The organism is Halobacillus litoralis, from assembly GCF_004101865.1.
Classification (GTDB): domain Bacteria; phylum Bacillota; class Bacilli; order Bacillales; family Halobacillaceae; genus Halobacillus; species Halobacillus litoralis_A.
Genome location: NZ_CP026118.1, coordinates 372,841 through 387,125, shown reverse-complemented (window position 1 = coordinate 387,125; position 14,285 = coordinate 372,841). Strand labels below are relative to the sequence as shown.

Below are 14,285 nucleotides of genomic sequence, written 5' to 3'. Positions count from 1 at the left end.
ATGATGTTAGAGCCATCCATTGATTCATTACAAGAAAAGATCAAATCGAAGTACACACTTGTCACCCTATCGGCGAGAAGAGCTCGTGAACTGAAACAAGGAAGTGCACCAATGATTGACAAACCGACGTCCCACCAGCAAGTCGGTGTAGCTTTAGAAGAAATCCAAAGCGGTAAACTTCACTATATTGAAGCGGATGAAATCCAGGAACGTACTGAAACAACATAAATTATTTTTCGTTATATGATTAAGATGTAGGAAAAGCCGCGCTTTCTTGAGAGATCTAGCGCGGCTTTTCCTACGTGTTTTAGAGACCACATTTTTGAACAAAGGGGTACCTCAAATGCTGAAAAATAAAAAAATCGTTTTGGGAGTCTCAGGGGGAATAGCCGCTTATAAAGCAGCAGCATTAACGAGTAAACTCGTACAGTCAGGCGCTATTGTGAAAGTGATTATGACTGAAAGCGCGAAGAAGTTTGTCGCTCCTACCACTTTCCAGGCTTTATCCAGACAACCAGTATATACGGATACATTTGATGAACAGGATCCCTCCCAAATTCAACATATCGATGTGGCTGATTGGGCGGACCTTGTGTTGATTGCCCCAGCTACGGCAAATGTAATAGGGAAAATTGCCGGAGGATTGGCGGATGATATGCTTTCAACGACTTTGCTGGCAACAGAAGCCCCTGTGTATATTGCACCTGCCATGAATGTCCATATGTACAGTCACCCAGCTGTGATGAACAATTTGAAACAACTCGATGATTGGGGCTTTCGTTTCATAGAACCAGGTGAAGGGTACCTTGCTTGCGGGTATGTTGGCAAAGGACGATTGGAAGAACCGGAGAGCATCGTGCGCGTTCTTGAGAAGGAATATGAACAAGAGAAAATCCTCAAAGGGAAAAAAGTGCTCATCACAGCTGGACCGACGAGGGAAAAGATCGACCCGGTCCGCTACTTTACAAACCCTTCGACAGGGAAAATGGGTTATGCTTTGGCTCGTCAGGCGGCTTCCATGGGAGCAGAGGTCATCTTAATTTCCGGGCCAGTCGCGCTCGACACTCCAAAAAGTGTTGACCGCATTGATGTAACTACTGCGGATGAGATGTATGAACAAGTGGTCAGCCGCTATGCTGACTGTGATATCGTCATAAAAGCAGCAGCTGTAGCGGATTACCGGCCAAAAAACACCTACGAACAAAAAATGAAAAAATCACCTGGAGATTATGTTGTCGAAATGGAACGGACGAAAGATATTTTGATGGAACTAGGTGAGCGGAAGGAACATCAGTATTTAATCGGCTTTGCCGCAGAAACGGATGAGCCTGAACGATACGGACGGGAAAAGCTCGCTAAGAAGCATCTGGATGCTGTCGTCATTAATAACGTGGCTTCAGAAGGATCAGGATTTGGTACAGATACCAACGCCTCTCTTTTCATCACCCAGAAAGGGAAGGAAATGACTTATCCACTTATGAGTAAAGACGAGCTGGCAATGAATATCTTAAAAGGGACAGTGGAAGAGTTGGAGAGTGAATCCCCGTGACAATCGCAAATGTGATTGTGGACGTCCCTTCCCAAAACACGAACCGTCCGTTTGATTATGAAATACCAGAGAAATATGAGGGCATTGTCCAGCCCGGAGTCAGGGTCATCGTTCCTTTTGGTCCAAGAAAAATCATGGGCTATGTAATTTCTTTAGCCGAAACCAGTTCTTTCTCTTCAGTAAAGAAGATCACAGATGTATTAGATGTGATTCCGACACTGACAGAAGAATTACTCGATTTGGGGATGTGGTTGTCTAAAAAGACCCTCAGCTTTTACATCTCCTGCCTGCAAGTGATGCTTCCCCAAGTTATGAAAGCTAAGTACCGTAAAGAACTTTGGAAATTATCAGAGGAGCCGTTAGCTTCTGACTTGGACAGTGTATTCGATGGTCGGGCTGTTATTGATTTTGAGGACTTTGAACAATCAGGGGTCAGTTATCATGTGTTAAGGAAACACATGGATGAAGGTGAAGTAGATGTCCATTACGAAGTGAAGAGTCGTGAAACCAAAAAGGTCACTACTATGATCGAGCCTCAACTGCAGCCAGTTGAACTGGAAGAGAAACTCGTCGACATCTCCTCACAGGCTAAGAAACAGCGGGTGATACTTGAATATTTGATCGAACACCCGGAACCCATATCCAAAAAGCAACTATTGGAAAAACTTGCGACGACGTCGGCTTCTTTAAAACCTCTTATCGAACGGGGGGTTCTCCGCGAGTATAAGCAGGAAGTTTTCCGGGATCCATATGGGGACAGGGAATTCGAGCGGACACAGCCTTTTCCCTTAACCTCCGAACAAGAAACCGCCATCACTCCGATTTTAAGTACGATAGAAGAAAACCAGCATGAAGTGTTTTTATTACATGGAGTAACAGGGAGTGGAAAGACTGAAATTTATCTCCAATCGATTCAACAGGTGATTGATAAAGGAGAAGAAGCGATTATGCTGGTTCCGGAGATTGCTTTGACTCCTCAGATGGTTGAACGTTTCAAAGGTAGATTCGGGTCGAAAGTGGCTGTATTGCACAGCGCGTTGTCTGCAGGTGAAAAATATGATGAATGGCGAAAAATCCAGCGTAAAGAAGTGCAGGTCGTCGTAGGTGCCCGATCCGCGATTTTCGCTCCTTTTACCAATATCGGTCTCATCATTATTGACGAAGAGCATGAGACGAGCTATAAACAGGAAGACCGGACCCGGTACCACGCAAGGGATGTCGCTGTCGAACGCGCCAGGACTCACAAGTGTCCCGTCGTCCTGGGAAGCGCGACACCATCATTAGAAAGTTACGCCCGGGCAGTGAAAGGTAACTACCATTTACTTACAATGGGTAAACGGATGAACGAAGCGGTCATGCCGGAAGTCGAGCTGATCGATATGCGTGATGAACTGCACGAGGGGAACCGTTCCATGTTCTCGCGGACTCTGAAAGAAAAAATTGAAGCACGAATCGCCCGCGGGGAGCAAGTCGTCTTATTTTTGAACCGCCGTGGTTATTCAACGTTCGTTATGTGCAGGGATTGCGGCCATGTCAGTGAATGTCCGCATTGTGATATTGCTTTGACCTACCATAAGCGTCAAAATCGTTTGAAATGTCACTATTGTTCCCATGAAGAGCCAATGCCGACAGAATGCCCCGAATGCGAAAGCAAAACGATCCGTTACTTTGGTACGGGCACCCAGAAGGTGGAGGAAGCGTTACAAGAACTTATCCCGGAAGCAAGGACGATCCGTATGGATGTTGATACGACTCGAAGAAAAGGAGCTCATGAACGTTTGCTTAACCAATTCGGTGAAGGGAAGGCAGATATCCTCCTCGGTACGCAAATGATCGCCAAAGGTCTTGATTTCGGTAATGTGACTCTTGTGGGAGTGCTGGCAGCTGATGCGTTACTTAATTTGCCTGATTTTCGTGCTTCGGAAAAAACCTTTCAATTGCTTACACAAGTGAGTGGAAGAGCTGGAAGGCATGAAAAGCCAGGGGAAGTCGTTGTACAGACATATACACCGGAACATTACAGTATCGAACTGGCCAGCCAGTATGATTATGAACAATTCTTCAATGAAGAAATGAAGTTGAGAAAGGCGTTTCGTTACCCTCCTTATTTCTTTTTGACATTGTTCACTGTCTCCCATCCGAATCAATTGAAAGTGCAGGAAGTGACACAGAAGATCACGATGTTCATGGAACAGAAATTGTCAGACCAGGCTTATGTTCTTGGCCCGACACCTTCTGCCTTGACCCGTATCAACAATAGATATCGCTACCAATGCATGGTAAAATACAAGAAAGAACCAGAGCAGCGAAAATTCGTTGAACGGATATTGCATTATTATGAAGATGAAATGAAGCAAGAAAATGGATTACAAATTACGGTTGACTTCCAACCGTATCAGTTGATGTAAGAAGGGAGCACCAAGCCATGACACGAATTGCATTTATGGGGACACCGGATTTTGCCGTACCTGTCCTCGATCGCATCATAGAACAGGGTTACGAGGTTGTCCTTGTCATTACACAACCGGACCGCCCTAAAGGAAGAAAGAAAGTGATGACTCCCCCGCCTGTGAAAGTGGCTGCAGATAATCACGGCATTCCTGTGTTCCAGCCAGAAAAAATCAAAGACGAATATGAAGAAGTCTTAAAGTATGAGCCGGACTTGATTGTGACCGCCGCATTCGGGCAGATTCTGCCGGAAGCATTGCTGCAGGAACCGGAACATGGCTGTATCAACGTGCACGCATCACTTCTTCCTGAATTCCGCGGGGGTGCACCGATTCATTACAGCATCCTTCAAGGGAAAAAAGAAACAGGTGTAACGATCATGTACATGGTGAAACGACTTGATGCCGGGGATATGCTTGCGAAAGTGACGGTCCCTATCGAAGATGATGACCATGTCGGTACACTTCATGATAAACTTTCGACAGCTGGTGCTGACCTGCTGGCAAGTGTACTCCCCGACTTGTTAGCGGGCCGTGTGACACCTGAAGAGCAGGACGAATCGAAAGTGACGTTCGCTTCCAACATCAAGCGAGAACAAGAGTTGATCGATTGGTCCAAGGATCAGCAAACTGTATATAATCATGTCCGTGGCCTTCACCCATGGCCCGTCGCTTACAGCTTTTGGAGCGGGAAACCAGTGAAAATCTGGTGGGCAGAAAAAGTCGATGGGAAATATGAGGATGAACCTGGCACAGTTGTAAGCTTGGAAGAAGATGGCTTCCTGGTTACAACAGGTGATAGTAAAGCCTTGAAAATCGTTTCTTTACAACCTTCCGGTAAGAAGAAAATGGATGGACAGGCTTTCATCAATGGCGCAGGCCAGTCCTTGCAAGTTGGCGACCGTCTGGGGGAGAAAAATGACTAAATATGCTATAAGAGAAACAGCTCTCGAATTATTGACCCGCATTGGAGAACAAGGCGGTTTCAGTCATGTCCTGCTCGACAGGGAAATTACAAAGCAGAACCTTTCCCGTCAGGACGGGGGGTTGTTGACAGAGATCGTCTATGGAACACTACAGCGCAGGGACCTCATCGATTATTACATCCAACCTTATATTGCGAAACAAAAGAAGATCAAGCCATGGGTCCGGTGGCTGTTATATATGTCTGTCTACCAAATGATTTTTCTTGAAAGAGTACCAGATCATGCCATCATCCATGAAGCAGTAGAAATATCGAAAAAACGTGGCCATAAAGGTATTTCTTCCTTCATGAACGGTGTATTACGTAATGTACAAAGAAAAGGGACTCAGGATATTGAGAAAATCGAAGACCCGATCGAACGGATCGCAATCGAGACCAGTCATCCCCGGTGGCTCGTAAACCGGTGGGTCGAACAATACGGTTTGGAGACCACGAAGGATATGTGCGCTGCTAACAATCATCACCTTCCCATGTCTGTCCGCGTACAAACGTTGAGGATAGACTTTCAAGAAGCCGTCAACCGTCTGGAAGAGGACGGATTCAAAGTGGAAAAAAGTGTACTATCGCCCCAGGGGTTAGTCATCACAGAGGGTGCTGTGTTAAAGCATCCGCTTTTCCTTGAAGGCTATTTGACTATACAAGATCAAAGCTCCATGCTGGTTGCAGAGATGATGGATCTATCTGAAGGAATGACCGTGCTGGATGCATGCAGCGCTCCAGGTGGAAAAACAACTCATATAGCTGAAAAAATGGCGGATAAGGGTCAGGTCATAGCGTATGATCTGCATGAGAAAAAGGCTAAACTGGTCAATAACAAAGCAGAACAACTCCAGTTGACTTCCATCACCGCTGGTCAAGCTGATTCAAGAAATCTGAAAGATATGCACGAAGCAGAATCTTTCGACCGCATACTCCTTGATGCTCCTTGTTCAGGTTTAGGTGTATTGAGAGGAAAGCCTGATATCAAATACCATAAAAAAGAAGAAGATATCTTTGCTCTTCGAAAGATTCAAGACGAGTTGTTCGAACCCATAGCGCCACTTCTGAAGTCTGGCGGGAAAATGGTATATAGTACATGTACAGTCGACCGTCATGAAAATGAAGAAGCTGTCAAAAACTTTTTGTCCAATCATCCCGGGTTCAGTGTAGATCAGACATTTTTCAACGAATTACCTCCTTCACTGGAAGGGGCGCTGGGTCTCTCTGAATTTGGTCTGCAGTTATTTCCCCAAGAATGGGATACAGACGGTTTCTTCCTTACCAGATTGGTGAAGCAGTAAAATTGATAAAGTTCGAACACCCTCCTGATCCATTTCCATCAGGGGGAGAGCGTACAAGAGAAAAAAGAGGCGGGTGAGTCCATGTTAGGTTATTATCTTACAAACCAGGGCCAAGTGAGAAACCATAACGAAGATGCGGGTGGTGTCTTCAAAAATGATGAAGGACAAACGCTGGCTGTGGTAGCTGATGGAATGGGTGGACACCAAGCAGGAGATGTCGCAAGCCAGATGGCAACCTCTCATTTACATAAGAAATGGCAGGAAATTGAAAGACTATCCACACCAGATGAAGCGGAGAATTGGCTCAAAGAGGCTATTCGGACCGCGAATAATGAAATCAAATCATATGCTGATGAGCATGTAGAATGTTCTGGTATGGGAACGACAATAGTTGTAGCCATATGTACAGAGCAATTCGCTACCATCGGTCATATCGGAGACAGTCGTTGTTATTTTGCCAATGCTTATGGTTTTAAGTCTGTAACTGAAGATCATTCCCTTGTCAATGAATTAGTCAGGTCTGGTCAAATCAGCGAAGAACAAGCAGAAAATCATCCGCGCAAAAATGTTTTACTTAAGGCACTTGGTACAGAATTTGATTTGACGGCCGATGTGAAAACCCTGGAATTTGAGGTCAATGACCGTTTGCTTCTATGTACTGATGGATTGACGAACAAAGTGAATGAAGATGAATTGAGTGAGTTGAAAAATTTTGATGGCGATTGGACTGATTACTGCCAAACCCTTGTCGATTTAGCGAATGAGCGGGGCGGGGAAGACAACATTACACTTACTGTCGTCCATTACGATTCTCCTTCTGATGAGAAAGAAGGTGCGGAATAATGCTCAATGACCGTCTCCTTAATGACCGTTATCGCGTACAGGATATGATCGGTGGCGGCGGGATGGCGAATGTCTATTTAGCTCATGATACAATTCTTGATCGGGAAGTTGCTATAAAAGTTCTCCGTTTGGAGCATGGCAACGATGAGGAATTCATTGCACGCTTTCATAGAGAGGCACAGTCGGCTACTAGTCTTTCCCATCCGAATATTGTCAATATTTATGATGTCGGTGAAGAAGATGATATTTATTTCATGGTTATGGAATATGTGGACGGCATGACATTGAAGCAATACATCCAGCAGCAGAGTCCGGTAGACGTGGCTGAAGCTGTAGATATTATGCGTCAGGTCACATCAGCCATTGCCCATGCCCATGATAACGGAATCGTGCACAGGGACATAAAACCTCAAAATATTCTGATCGATCACTATGGTCATGTGAAAGTAACAGATTTTGGCATCGCGATGGCCCTTAGTGCTACGGCATTGACTCAAACGAATTCGGTACTTGGTTCCGTCCATTACCTTTCGCCTGAACAGGCGCGTGGGGGAATGGCTACAAAGAAATCCGATGTTTATTCTCTCGGAATCGTCTTTTTTGAACTTTTGACAGGGCGTCTGCCTTTTTCAGGAGAATCACCTGTCGCTATTGCCCTTAAACATTTACAGCATGAAACACCATCTTTGAAACGGTGGAATGCTGAATTACCGCAAAGTGTTGAAAATGTTGTTCTGAAATCAACCGCTAAGGATCCTTTTCACCGTTATGATTCCGTGTTGGATATGGAATATGACATCGAGACATCGCTTGAACCTTATAGATTGGATGAACCGGAATTCACTCTTCCTACCGATGATGAAGATGAAAAAACAAAGGCGATTCCAGTGATCACTAAAGAATCCTATGGAGAACAGCCGGAAGAAAACACTATCATCCATACGAATGAACACAAACCCACCTATCAGGAACAGGAAACGAAACAAAATGTAAAATCCGTTCCACCTGTTGAAAAAAAGAAGAAGAAAAAGAAAGTATGGCCATGGGTCCTTACAATATTGACCTTGCTGATTATCGGCGGTCTTATCGCATTGTTTACGATCCCCGGTATCATTCAACCGGCAAACGTCGAAATGATTGACGTGAAAGGGAAGGAATATGAGGAAGCCTATAGCGATCTGAGTGATTTGAACTTGGATGTCACAAGAGAGACAGAATACTCCGATGAAGTGGACGAGGGCTTAGTCATCCGAACGGACCCTGAAGAAGGTATGGTCGTCAAAGAAGGATCGGAAGTCACCGTTTACTCCAGTAGAGGAAAAGAACGGGCTACATTCGAAGATTACAGCGGCAAAAGTTTTGAAGAAGTGAAGAAAGAATTGGAGAGCCGTGGATTTAAGAGTGTGAAGAAATATGAAACCACAAGTGATGAATTCGAAAAAGGGGTCATCATTGAACATTTCACACCTCAAGCGAATGCACAGGTGATACCTGATGAAACAGAAGTGCGATTCAGTGTAAGCCTCGGGCCGCCGAAAGTCAGTCTGCAATCGTTTGATGGATGGACCTTAAAACAGACGCAAGAGTATTTAGAGAATAATGGATTGAAATCTGAAGTGACAGAAAAATATTCTGATCAATACCGGGAAGGTCTTGTGATGGAGCATTCTCCTGGTGCATCAGAGGAAGTGAATGTGGGGTCGACGGTAGATCTTGTCGTTTCCCGGGGGCCGAAGGAAGAGCCGCCACCACCTCCAGCACAACCTAGGGAAGAGCAGGTCTCTGTTGAAATACCAGTTGACGAAGAATCGGAAGAAGCCGAACAAAAAGTGCTCATCTATGTCGATGATTCTGATAATGAATCAGAAGAATTGATCATAGAGGAAACGATTACAGAAACAAAAACATTCGAATTCACCTTGAGCATAGCTGAGGGTGAAGAGGCCACCTACAGAGTGATGAGAGGTGAGGAAGTCTTTGATGAAGGCACTTACTCGTATTAAGAAGGTGAAATTATGCCAAGTGGAAAAATAATCAAAGCGCTAAGCGGATTTTACTATGTGCTCCATGATGGTGAAATCTATCAATGCAGAGGCCGGGGTAATTTCCGCAAGAAAAAAGTCTCTCCTTTAGTAGGAGATATAGTTGAATTCAAAGCAGAAAACCACGATGAAGGCTATATCTTATCTATAGAAAATCGGAAAAACGAGTTCGTGCGTCCTCCGATCGCCAACGTGGACCAAGCGATGATTGTCACCTCTGCCATTCATCCGGAGTTTAATGCTTTGTTACTGGACCGCTTTCTTGTGCTGGTGGAAGAGAAGCGGATCGAGCCCTTTATCGTAATATCGAAAATGGATCAGCTGGATGACCATCAAACCCATTTGATGGAGTCTTATAAACAGTTGTATGAGAAAATCGGTTACCCTGTCGTACTATCAGCGGTGGATGATACAGAGTCTATGGATCAGATTCAATCTCATTTAGCAAATCGGACGACAGTGATTGCTGGTCAATCAGGGGTGGGGAAATCTTCCTTGCTGAATTCGATCGACCCGCGACTCTCTATTGACACAGATGAGATTTCCGTAAGTCTGGGACGTGGGAAACATACCACGCGCCATGTTGAACTTTATGAAATTTCCAATGGGCTGGTAGCAGATACCCCAGGCTTCAGCTCCCTGGAATTTGGTGAGCTTGAACTTGAACAGCTGCCAGAATGTTTCCCGGAGTTTGTCGCTGTACAAAACGAATGCAAATTCAGAGGGTGCCTGCATCATAAAGAACCCAAATGTGGGGTGAAAGCTGCGGTTGAAGCAAACGAAATTGCTGACAACCGCTACCAGCATTACTTGCAATTTTTGGATGAAATACAGAACAGAAAGCCGAGGTATTAATCATGACTAAAATAGCACCTTCCATTCTAGCTTCCAACTTTTCAAATCTAGGAGAAGAAATCAAGGATGTTGAACGTGGAGGAGCCGATTATATCCATGTTGATGTGATGGATGGACAATTTGTTCCGAATATTACGATCGGCCCTTTGATTGTGGATGCCATTCGTCCGGTCACAGACCTTCCTTTGGATGTTCATCTAATGATAGAAAATCCAGACCAATTCATTGAATCCTTTGCCAAAGCAGGGGCAGATATCATCACTGTCCATCAGGAAGCGTGTCCGCATTTGCACAGGACATTGCAGTTGATCAAGAGCTATGGCATCAAAGCTGGCGTCGTTATCAACCCGGCTACACCTGCTGAAATGATCCGTCCTGTACTGGATGAAGTCGATCTTGTTTTATTAATGACGGTTAACCCAGGATTCGGCGGTCAATCGTTCATTTCTTCGGTTGTACCTAAAATCAATCAAATAGCTGAATGGCGAAAAGAAGAAGGTCTTTCATTCGAAATCGAAATCGACGGTGGAGTGAAAGCTGACACTGCTCGTCAATGCACAGAAGCTGGAGCTGACGTGCTGGTTGCGGGAAGTGCGATCTTTAACCAAACCGACCGCAAAAAGGCGATCGAGGATATACGGAACGCATTATAAATCATGGTGAAGATAGATAGGAAGCTCAAAGGATTGCTTCAGCAGATCCTTTGAGCTTTTTCTATAAACCCGGATAAAGCTTGTGCGACTTGCGGAATGAGGAAAGGATGATAATAAATGAAAAGGATTGTGGTGGTCGGTGGTGGACCTAAATCATATATCCCTGATTTGAGAAAATTCCCCTTTCAAGACTGTTTATGGATTGGGGCTGATCAAGGTGCTGAGGTCCTAGTAGAAAATGGACTTTCGCCAGACTTGGCCATCGGTGATTTTGATTCCGTATCAGATGAATCTTTCCGGAGAATTCAAGAAACTTCTAAACAAGTGAAAGTCTTTCCGGATGAAAAAGATGAAACGGATTTGGAATTAGCTATTAGTGAGGCACTCCAAAGGTCACCTGAGCATATTCTATTATTCGGAGTGACTGGCGGAAGAATCGATCACTCACAAGCTAACCTGCAACTCCTCTATCCGCTTCTGAAGAAAGAAGTGAAAGGAACGATCATCGATCGACAGAATCAGGTGGAATTAGTCGGGGCAGGCGAGCATACAATGGAAGCGGATGAGCATTATCCCTATGTTTCTTTTTTACCAATTACGCTCGAAGTGAAAGATCTTACACTAGGAGGCTTTTATTATCCATTGGAAAAAGCCTATCTGCCCTATGGGTCCACCTTGTGCATCTCTAATCGATTGATTGCAGATACGGGTACTTTTTCTTTCATATCAGGCATACTCTTAGTAGTAAGAAGTAAAGACTTGACTAATAGAGGGTAAAGAGGGATTTCGCATTAGTTCACATAGGAGGAGGGGGCTCTTTGAAGTTTTATACCATCAAACTCCCACGGTTCGTCGGGGGTATAGTGCGCGCAGTCATAAGTACTTTTAAAAAAGATTAGAACAAAAGCAAACGTTTCTTGAAAGGATGTTCAGCTTCAGAAATGCTGGGCATCCCACATCCTGTGAGCGAGACAAGTATCCAAAAGCATTGGGCTGACCAATTGAGGAAGCTCGGTAAATACCATAAAAAAAAGCACCCATTTAAGGGTGCTTTTTTAAAAGTTCATGAAGCCCAAGACCAGTGATTATACGCGCTGTACTTTACCGGACTTAAGTTCACGCGCTGTAACGTAAACCTTTTGAGGCTTGCCATCCACAAGGATGCGAACTTTTTGAACATTAGCTTTGAATTTACGTTTATTAGCGTTCATCGCGTGTGAACGGTGGTTACCTGAGCGTGTACCTTTACCAGATAGAACACTTCTTCTTGCCATATGAAAATCCCTCCTGTTACATACATAAATCATCAGATACTTAGTAACTTTATCATATAGAATAGGTGTTTGCAATAAGCAGAACCGAATTATATCAAGAATTTCTTCTTGACAGATACTATAGATTGTTACAAAGTATAATAGGGATATACAGCTTATTTTCTGAGAAATGAATAGCAATTCATGCGTTCAACTTATGTTATAATAAGTGAAGAAATAGAGGAAAATAAAGGAGGATCTATATGTCCGTTGATTTAAATAATAAATATGGTCATATAACAATAAGCAATGAAGTCATCTCAACGATTGCTGGTGGTGCAGCAGTTGAATGCTACGGAATCGTCGGTATGGCATCAAAAAATCAAATCCGTGACGGCCTATCTGAAATGTTACGCAAAGAGAACTTTTCAAAAGGGGTCGTGGTCAGACAGGACGAAGATCGCCTCCATATAGATATGTACATTATCGTGAGTTATGGTACAAAGATTTCTGAAGTGGCCCATAACGTCCAATCACAAGTGAAATACACATTAAACAAAACAATCGGATTGTCTATCGACTCTGTGAATATTTTCATACAAGGAGTCCGGGTGACAAGCGAATAGGCAGCAGTTGTAGTCAAAGGAGGAAGTAAGCGTGACGTTACAAAAGTTAGACGGCAAAACCTTAGCCGAAATGATTTTGCAAGGGGCACATCATTTAAAACAGAACTCACAGATGATTGATGCATTGAACGTTTTTCCAGTGCCGGACGGGGATACAGGGACGAATATGAACTTGTCCATGACTTCTGGGGCGGAGGAAGTAAGAATGGTCGATCAGAATCATGCAGGCATCGTTTCTAAATCACTATCCAAAGGGTTATTAATGGGTGCGCGCGGGAACTCCGGCGTCATACTTTCCCAGATTTTCCGCGGATTTTCCAAAGTGGTCGAAGAGAAAGAAACTTTAACGACGAAAGATTTCTCAGATGCGCTTCAAGGAGGCGTTACCACTGCTTATAAAGCTGTTATGAAACCTGTGGAAGGTACGATTTTGACGGTTGCAAAAGATGCTGCAGAAGCTTCTGTCGATCTCGCTGAGCAGGAAAGCGACTTCATCCCTTTCGTAGAAGGTGTTGTTGCTGCTGCAAAAGAATCGTTGAAGCGGACGCCTGATCTATTACCTGTTTTGAAAGAAGTCGGAGTCGTAGACAGTGGTGGTCAAGGATTAGTGACCATTTATGAAGGTTTTCTTGCCAACTTGAAAGGGGAAGAACTTCCTGATATCGATGATACAGTTTCCATGGATGATATGGTAAGTGCCGAACACCATAAGCTTGCCCAAGACTTTATGAATACAGAAGACATTGAATTCGGTTACTGTACAGAGTTCATGGTCAAATTCGAAGAGGACAAATTAGCAGAGACACCTTACGATGAAGATGAATTTCGTAATCAGTTGAGCGAAATCGGTGATTCCCTGCTCGTTGTTTCTGATGAAGATTTGATCAAAGTCCATGTCCATGCAGAATATCCCGGTGAAGCCATGACACTAGGCCAAAAGTACGGAAGTCTGATCAACATGAAAATAGAAAATATGCGTGAACAGCATACTTCTATTGTCGGTAAGAAGAAAAAAGACAAGCCGAAGTCAAATCAAAAAGCTGAGTACGGAATTGTGACAGTGAGCATGGGGGAAGGCATCAAAAAATTATTTGAGAGTCTCGGAGCCACTGTGGTCATCCAAGGTGGTCAGACGATGAACCCAAGCACTCAGGATTTATCTGAAGCGATCAAAGAAGCTCACGCTAAACGTGTGTTAGTTTTGCCGAATAACAAGAATATCGTGATGGCTGCTGAGCAAGCGGCAGAAATCGCAGAAGATGAAGTTGTGGTCATTCCGACTAAAACCATACCTCAAGGCATGAGTGCTTTATTAGGATTTAATCCTGAAGCAGACCTGATGACGAATAAAGATGAAATGATCAGTCTTATGTCCGTCGTGAAAACCGGTCAAATTACGTATGCGGTAAGAGATACGCAAATCGATGGCCTGAACATTGAGAAAGACCATTTCATGGGGATTGCGGATGGCAAAATTTCCTCAACTGATCAAAATGCCCTGACAACAGCTAAAACGCTGTTAAAACAAATGATTGATGAGAACGAAGATGAAATACTGACGATTCTGACAGGAGAAGACGTCGAAGATGAGGATGTCACAGAGCTTGAAGAATACCTTGAAGAAACATATGAAGATTTAGAGGTGGAGATCCACGTGGGTGGTCAACCGATTTATTCTTATATTTTCTCAATTGAATAGAAAAAAGTTCCTCACCTGTGAACAGATTTGCCGAACGCGAAGGCTCAGAGTAT

14 protein-coding genes are annotated in these 14,285 nt (G+C 44.0%); 13 read left to right on the top strand and 1 reads right to left on the bottom strand.

The features are described 5' to 3' along the window. From rpoZ to spoVM, 11 genes are all read left to right on the top strand, one after another. On the top strand, positions 1 to 228 hold the full coding sequence (rpoZ, locus tag HLI_RS01980) for a DNA-directed RNA polymerase subunit omega (RefSeq protein ID WP_128522823.1): 228 nt from the start codon (positions 1 to 3) through the stop codon (positions 226 to 228). Positions 229 to 343: 115 nt separating this feature from the next. Next, positions 344 to 1,549: a bifunctional phosphopantothenoylcysteine decarboxylase/phosphopantothenate--cysteine ligase CoaBC gene (gene coaBC / locus HLI_RS01975; protein ID WP_128522822.1), complete on the top strand. Its 1,206-nt coding sequence runs from the start codon at positions 344 to 346 to the stop codon at positions 1,547 to 1,549. Beyond that, a complete protein-coding gene (gene priA, locus HLI_RS01970) occupies positions 1,546 to 3,957 on the top strand; it encodes a primosomal protein N' (RefSeq protein ID WP_128522821.1) in 2,412 nt (803 codons plus the stop codon). The genes coaBC and priA overlap by 4 nt, the downstream gene beginning before the upstream one ends. 17 nt (positions 3,958 to 3,974) lie before the next feature. Further along, positions 3,975 to 4,922 (top strand): methionyl-tRNA formyltransferase, encoded by a 948-nt coding sequence (fmt, locus tag HLI_RS01965; protein WP_128522820.1) that lies wholly within the window; start codon positions 3,975 to 3,977, stop codon positions 4,920 to 4,922. Then, complete coding sequence (gene rsmB, locus HLI_RS01960) at positions 4,915 to 6,261, top strand: 16S rRNA (cytosine(967)-C(5))-methyltransferase RsmB (protein WP_128522819.1); 1,347 nt, start codon at positions 4,915 to 4,917, stop codon at positions 6,259 to 6,261. The genes fmt and rsmB overlap by 8 nt, the downstream gene beginning before the upstream one ends. 81 nt (positions 6,262 to 6,342) lie before the next feature. Further along, positions 6,343 to 7,104 (top strand): Stp1/IreP family PP2C-type Ser/Thr phosphatase, encoded by a 762-nt coding sequence (locus HLI_RS01955; RefSeq protein ID WP_128522818.1) that lies wholly within the window; start codon positions 6,343 to 6,345, stop codon positions 7,102 to 7,104. After that, the gene (gene pknB / locus HLI_RS01950; RefSeq protein ID WP_128522817.1) at positions 7,104 to 9,107 is read left to right on the top strand and encodes a Stk1 family PASTA domain-containing Ser/Thr kinase; all 2,004 of its coding nucleotides are present in this window, start codon (positions 7,104 to 7,106) and stop codon (positions 9,105 to 9,107) included. The genes HLI_RS01955 and pknB overlap by 1 nt, the downstream gene beginning before the upstream one ends. A 12-nt stretch (positions 9,108 to 9,119) precedes the next feature. Continuing rightward, positions 9,120 to 10,001 (top strand): ribosome small subunit-dependent GTPase A, encoded by an 882-nt coding sequence (gene rsgA / locus HLI_RS01945; protein ID WP_128522816.1) that lies wholly within the window; start codon positions 9,120 to 9,122, stop codon positions 9,999 to 10,001. A 2-nt stretch (positions 10,002 to 10,003) separates the two neighbouring features. Continuing rightward, positions 10,004 to 10,654, top strand: a complete 651-nt coding sequence (rpe, locus tag HLI_RS01940; protein WP_128522815.1) for a ribulose-phosphate 3-epimerase — start codon at positions 10,004 to 10,006, stop codon at positions 10,652 to 10,654. A 117-nt stretch (positions 10,655 to 10,771) separates the two neighbouring features. Then, positions 10,772 to 11,431 (top strand): thiamine diphosphokinase, encoded by a 660-nt coding sequence (locus HLI_RS01935; protein ID WP_128522814.1) that lies wholly within the window; start codon positions 10,772 to 10,774, stop codon positions 11,429 to 11,431. 41 nt (positions 11,432 to 11,472) lie between these two features. Continuing rightward, positions 11,473 to 11,553 (top strand): stage V sporulation protein SpoVM, encoded by an 81-nt coding sequence (spoVM, locus tag HLI_RS01930; RefSeq protein WP_035531293.1) that lies wholly within the window; start codon positions 11,473 to 11,475, stop codon positions 11,551 to 11,553. Positions 11,554 to 11,739: 186 nt separating this feature from the next. On the opposite strand, the gene rpmB is transcribed toward spoVM, so the two are convergent. Further along, complete coding sequence (gene rpmB / locus HLI_RS01925; protein ID WP_035505437.1) at positions 11,740 to 11,928, bottom strand: 50S ribosomal protein L28; 189 nt, start codon at positions 11,926 to 11,928, stop codon at positions 11,740 to 11,742. A 242-nt stretch (positions 11,929 to 12,170) separates the two neighbouring features. On the opposite strand from rpmB, the gene HLI_RS01920 reads away from it, so the two are divergent. Together HLI_RS01920 and HLI_RS01915 are read left to right on the top strand one after the other, a co-directional pair. Next, on the top strand, positions 12,171 to 12,533 hold the full coding sequence (locus HLI_RS01920; RefSeq protein WP_128522813.1) for an Asp23/Gls24 family envelope stress response protein: 363 nt from the start codon (positions 12,171 to 12,173) through the stop codon (positions 12,531 to 12,533). Between the two features lie 31 nt (positions 12,534 to 12,564). After that, positions 12,565 to 14,232, top strand: coding sequence for a DAK2 domain-containing protein (locus HLI_RS01915; protein ID WP_128522812.1), 1,668 nt, complete (start codon positions 12,565 to 12,567; stop codon positions 14,230 to 14,232). Positions 14,233 to 14,285: the final 53 nt, after the last annotated feature.

Excerpts from the sequence above, each read along its gene's own strand:
- HLI_RS01935 (WP_128522814.1), top strand. The coding sequence starts at position 10,772 with ATGAAAAGGATTGTGGTGGTCGGTGGTGGACCTAAATCATATATCCCT.
- coaBC (WP_128522822.1), top strand. The coding sequence starts at position 344 with ATGCTGAAAAATAAAAAAATCGTTTTGGGAGTCTCAGGGGGAATAGCC.
- rsgA (WP_128522816.1), top strand. The coding sequence starts at position 9,120 with ATGCCAAGTGGAAAAATAATCAAAGCGCTAAGCGGATTTTACTATGTG.
- rpoZ (WP_128522823.1), top strand. The coding sequence starts at position 1 with ATGATGTTAGAGCCATCCATTGATTCATTACAAGAAAAGATCAAATCG.
- rpmB (WP_035505437.1), bottom strand. The coding sequence starts at position 11,928 with ATGGCAAGAAGAAGTGTTCTATCTGGTAAAGGTACACGCTCAGGTAAC.
- fmt (WP_128522820.1), top strand. The coding sequence starts at position 3,975 with ATGACACGAATTGCATTTATGGGGACACCGGATTTTGCCGTACCTGTC.
- pknB (WP_128522817.1), top strand. The coding sequence starts at position 7,104 with ATGCTCAATGACCGTCTCCTTAATGACCGTTATCGCGTACAGGATATG.
- HLI_RS01920 (WP_128522813.1), top strand. The coding sequence starts at position 12,171 with ATGTCCGTTGATTTAAATAATAAATATGGTCATATAACAATAAGCAAT.
- HLI_RS01955 (WP_128522818.1), top strand. The coding sequence starts at position 6,343 with ATGTTAGGTTATTATCTTACAAACCAGGGCCAAGTGAGAAACCATAAC.
- rpe (WP_128522815.1), top strand. The coding sequence starts at position 10,004 with ATGACTAAAATAGCACCTTCCATTCTAGCTTCCAACTTTTCAAATCTA.
- rsmB (WP_128522819.1), top strand. The coding sequence starts at position 4,915 with ATGACTAAATATGCTATAAGAGAAACAGCTCTCGAATTATTGACCCGC.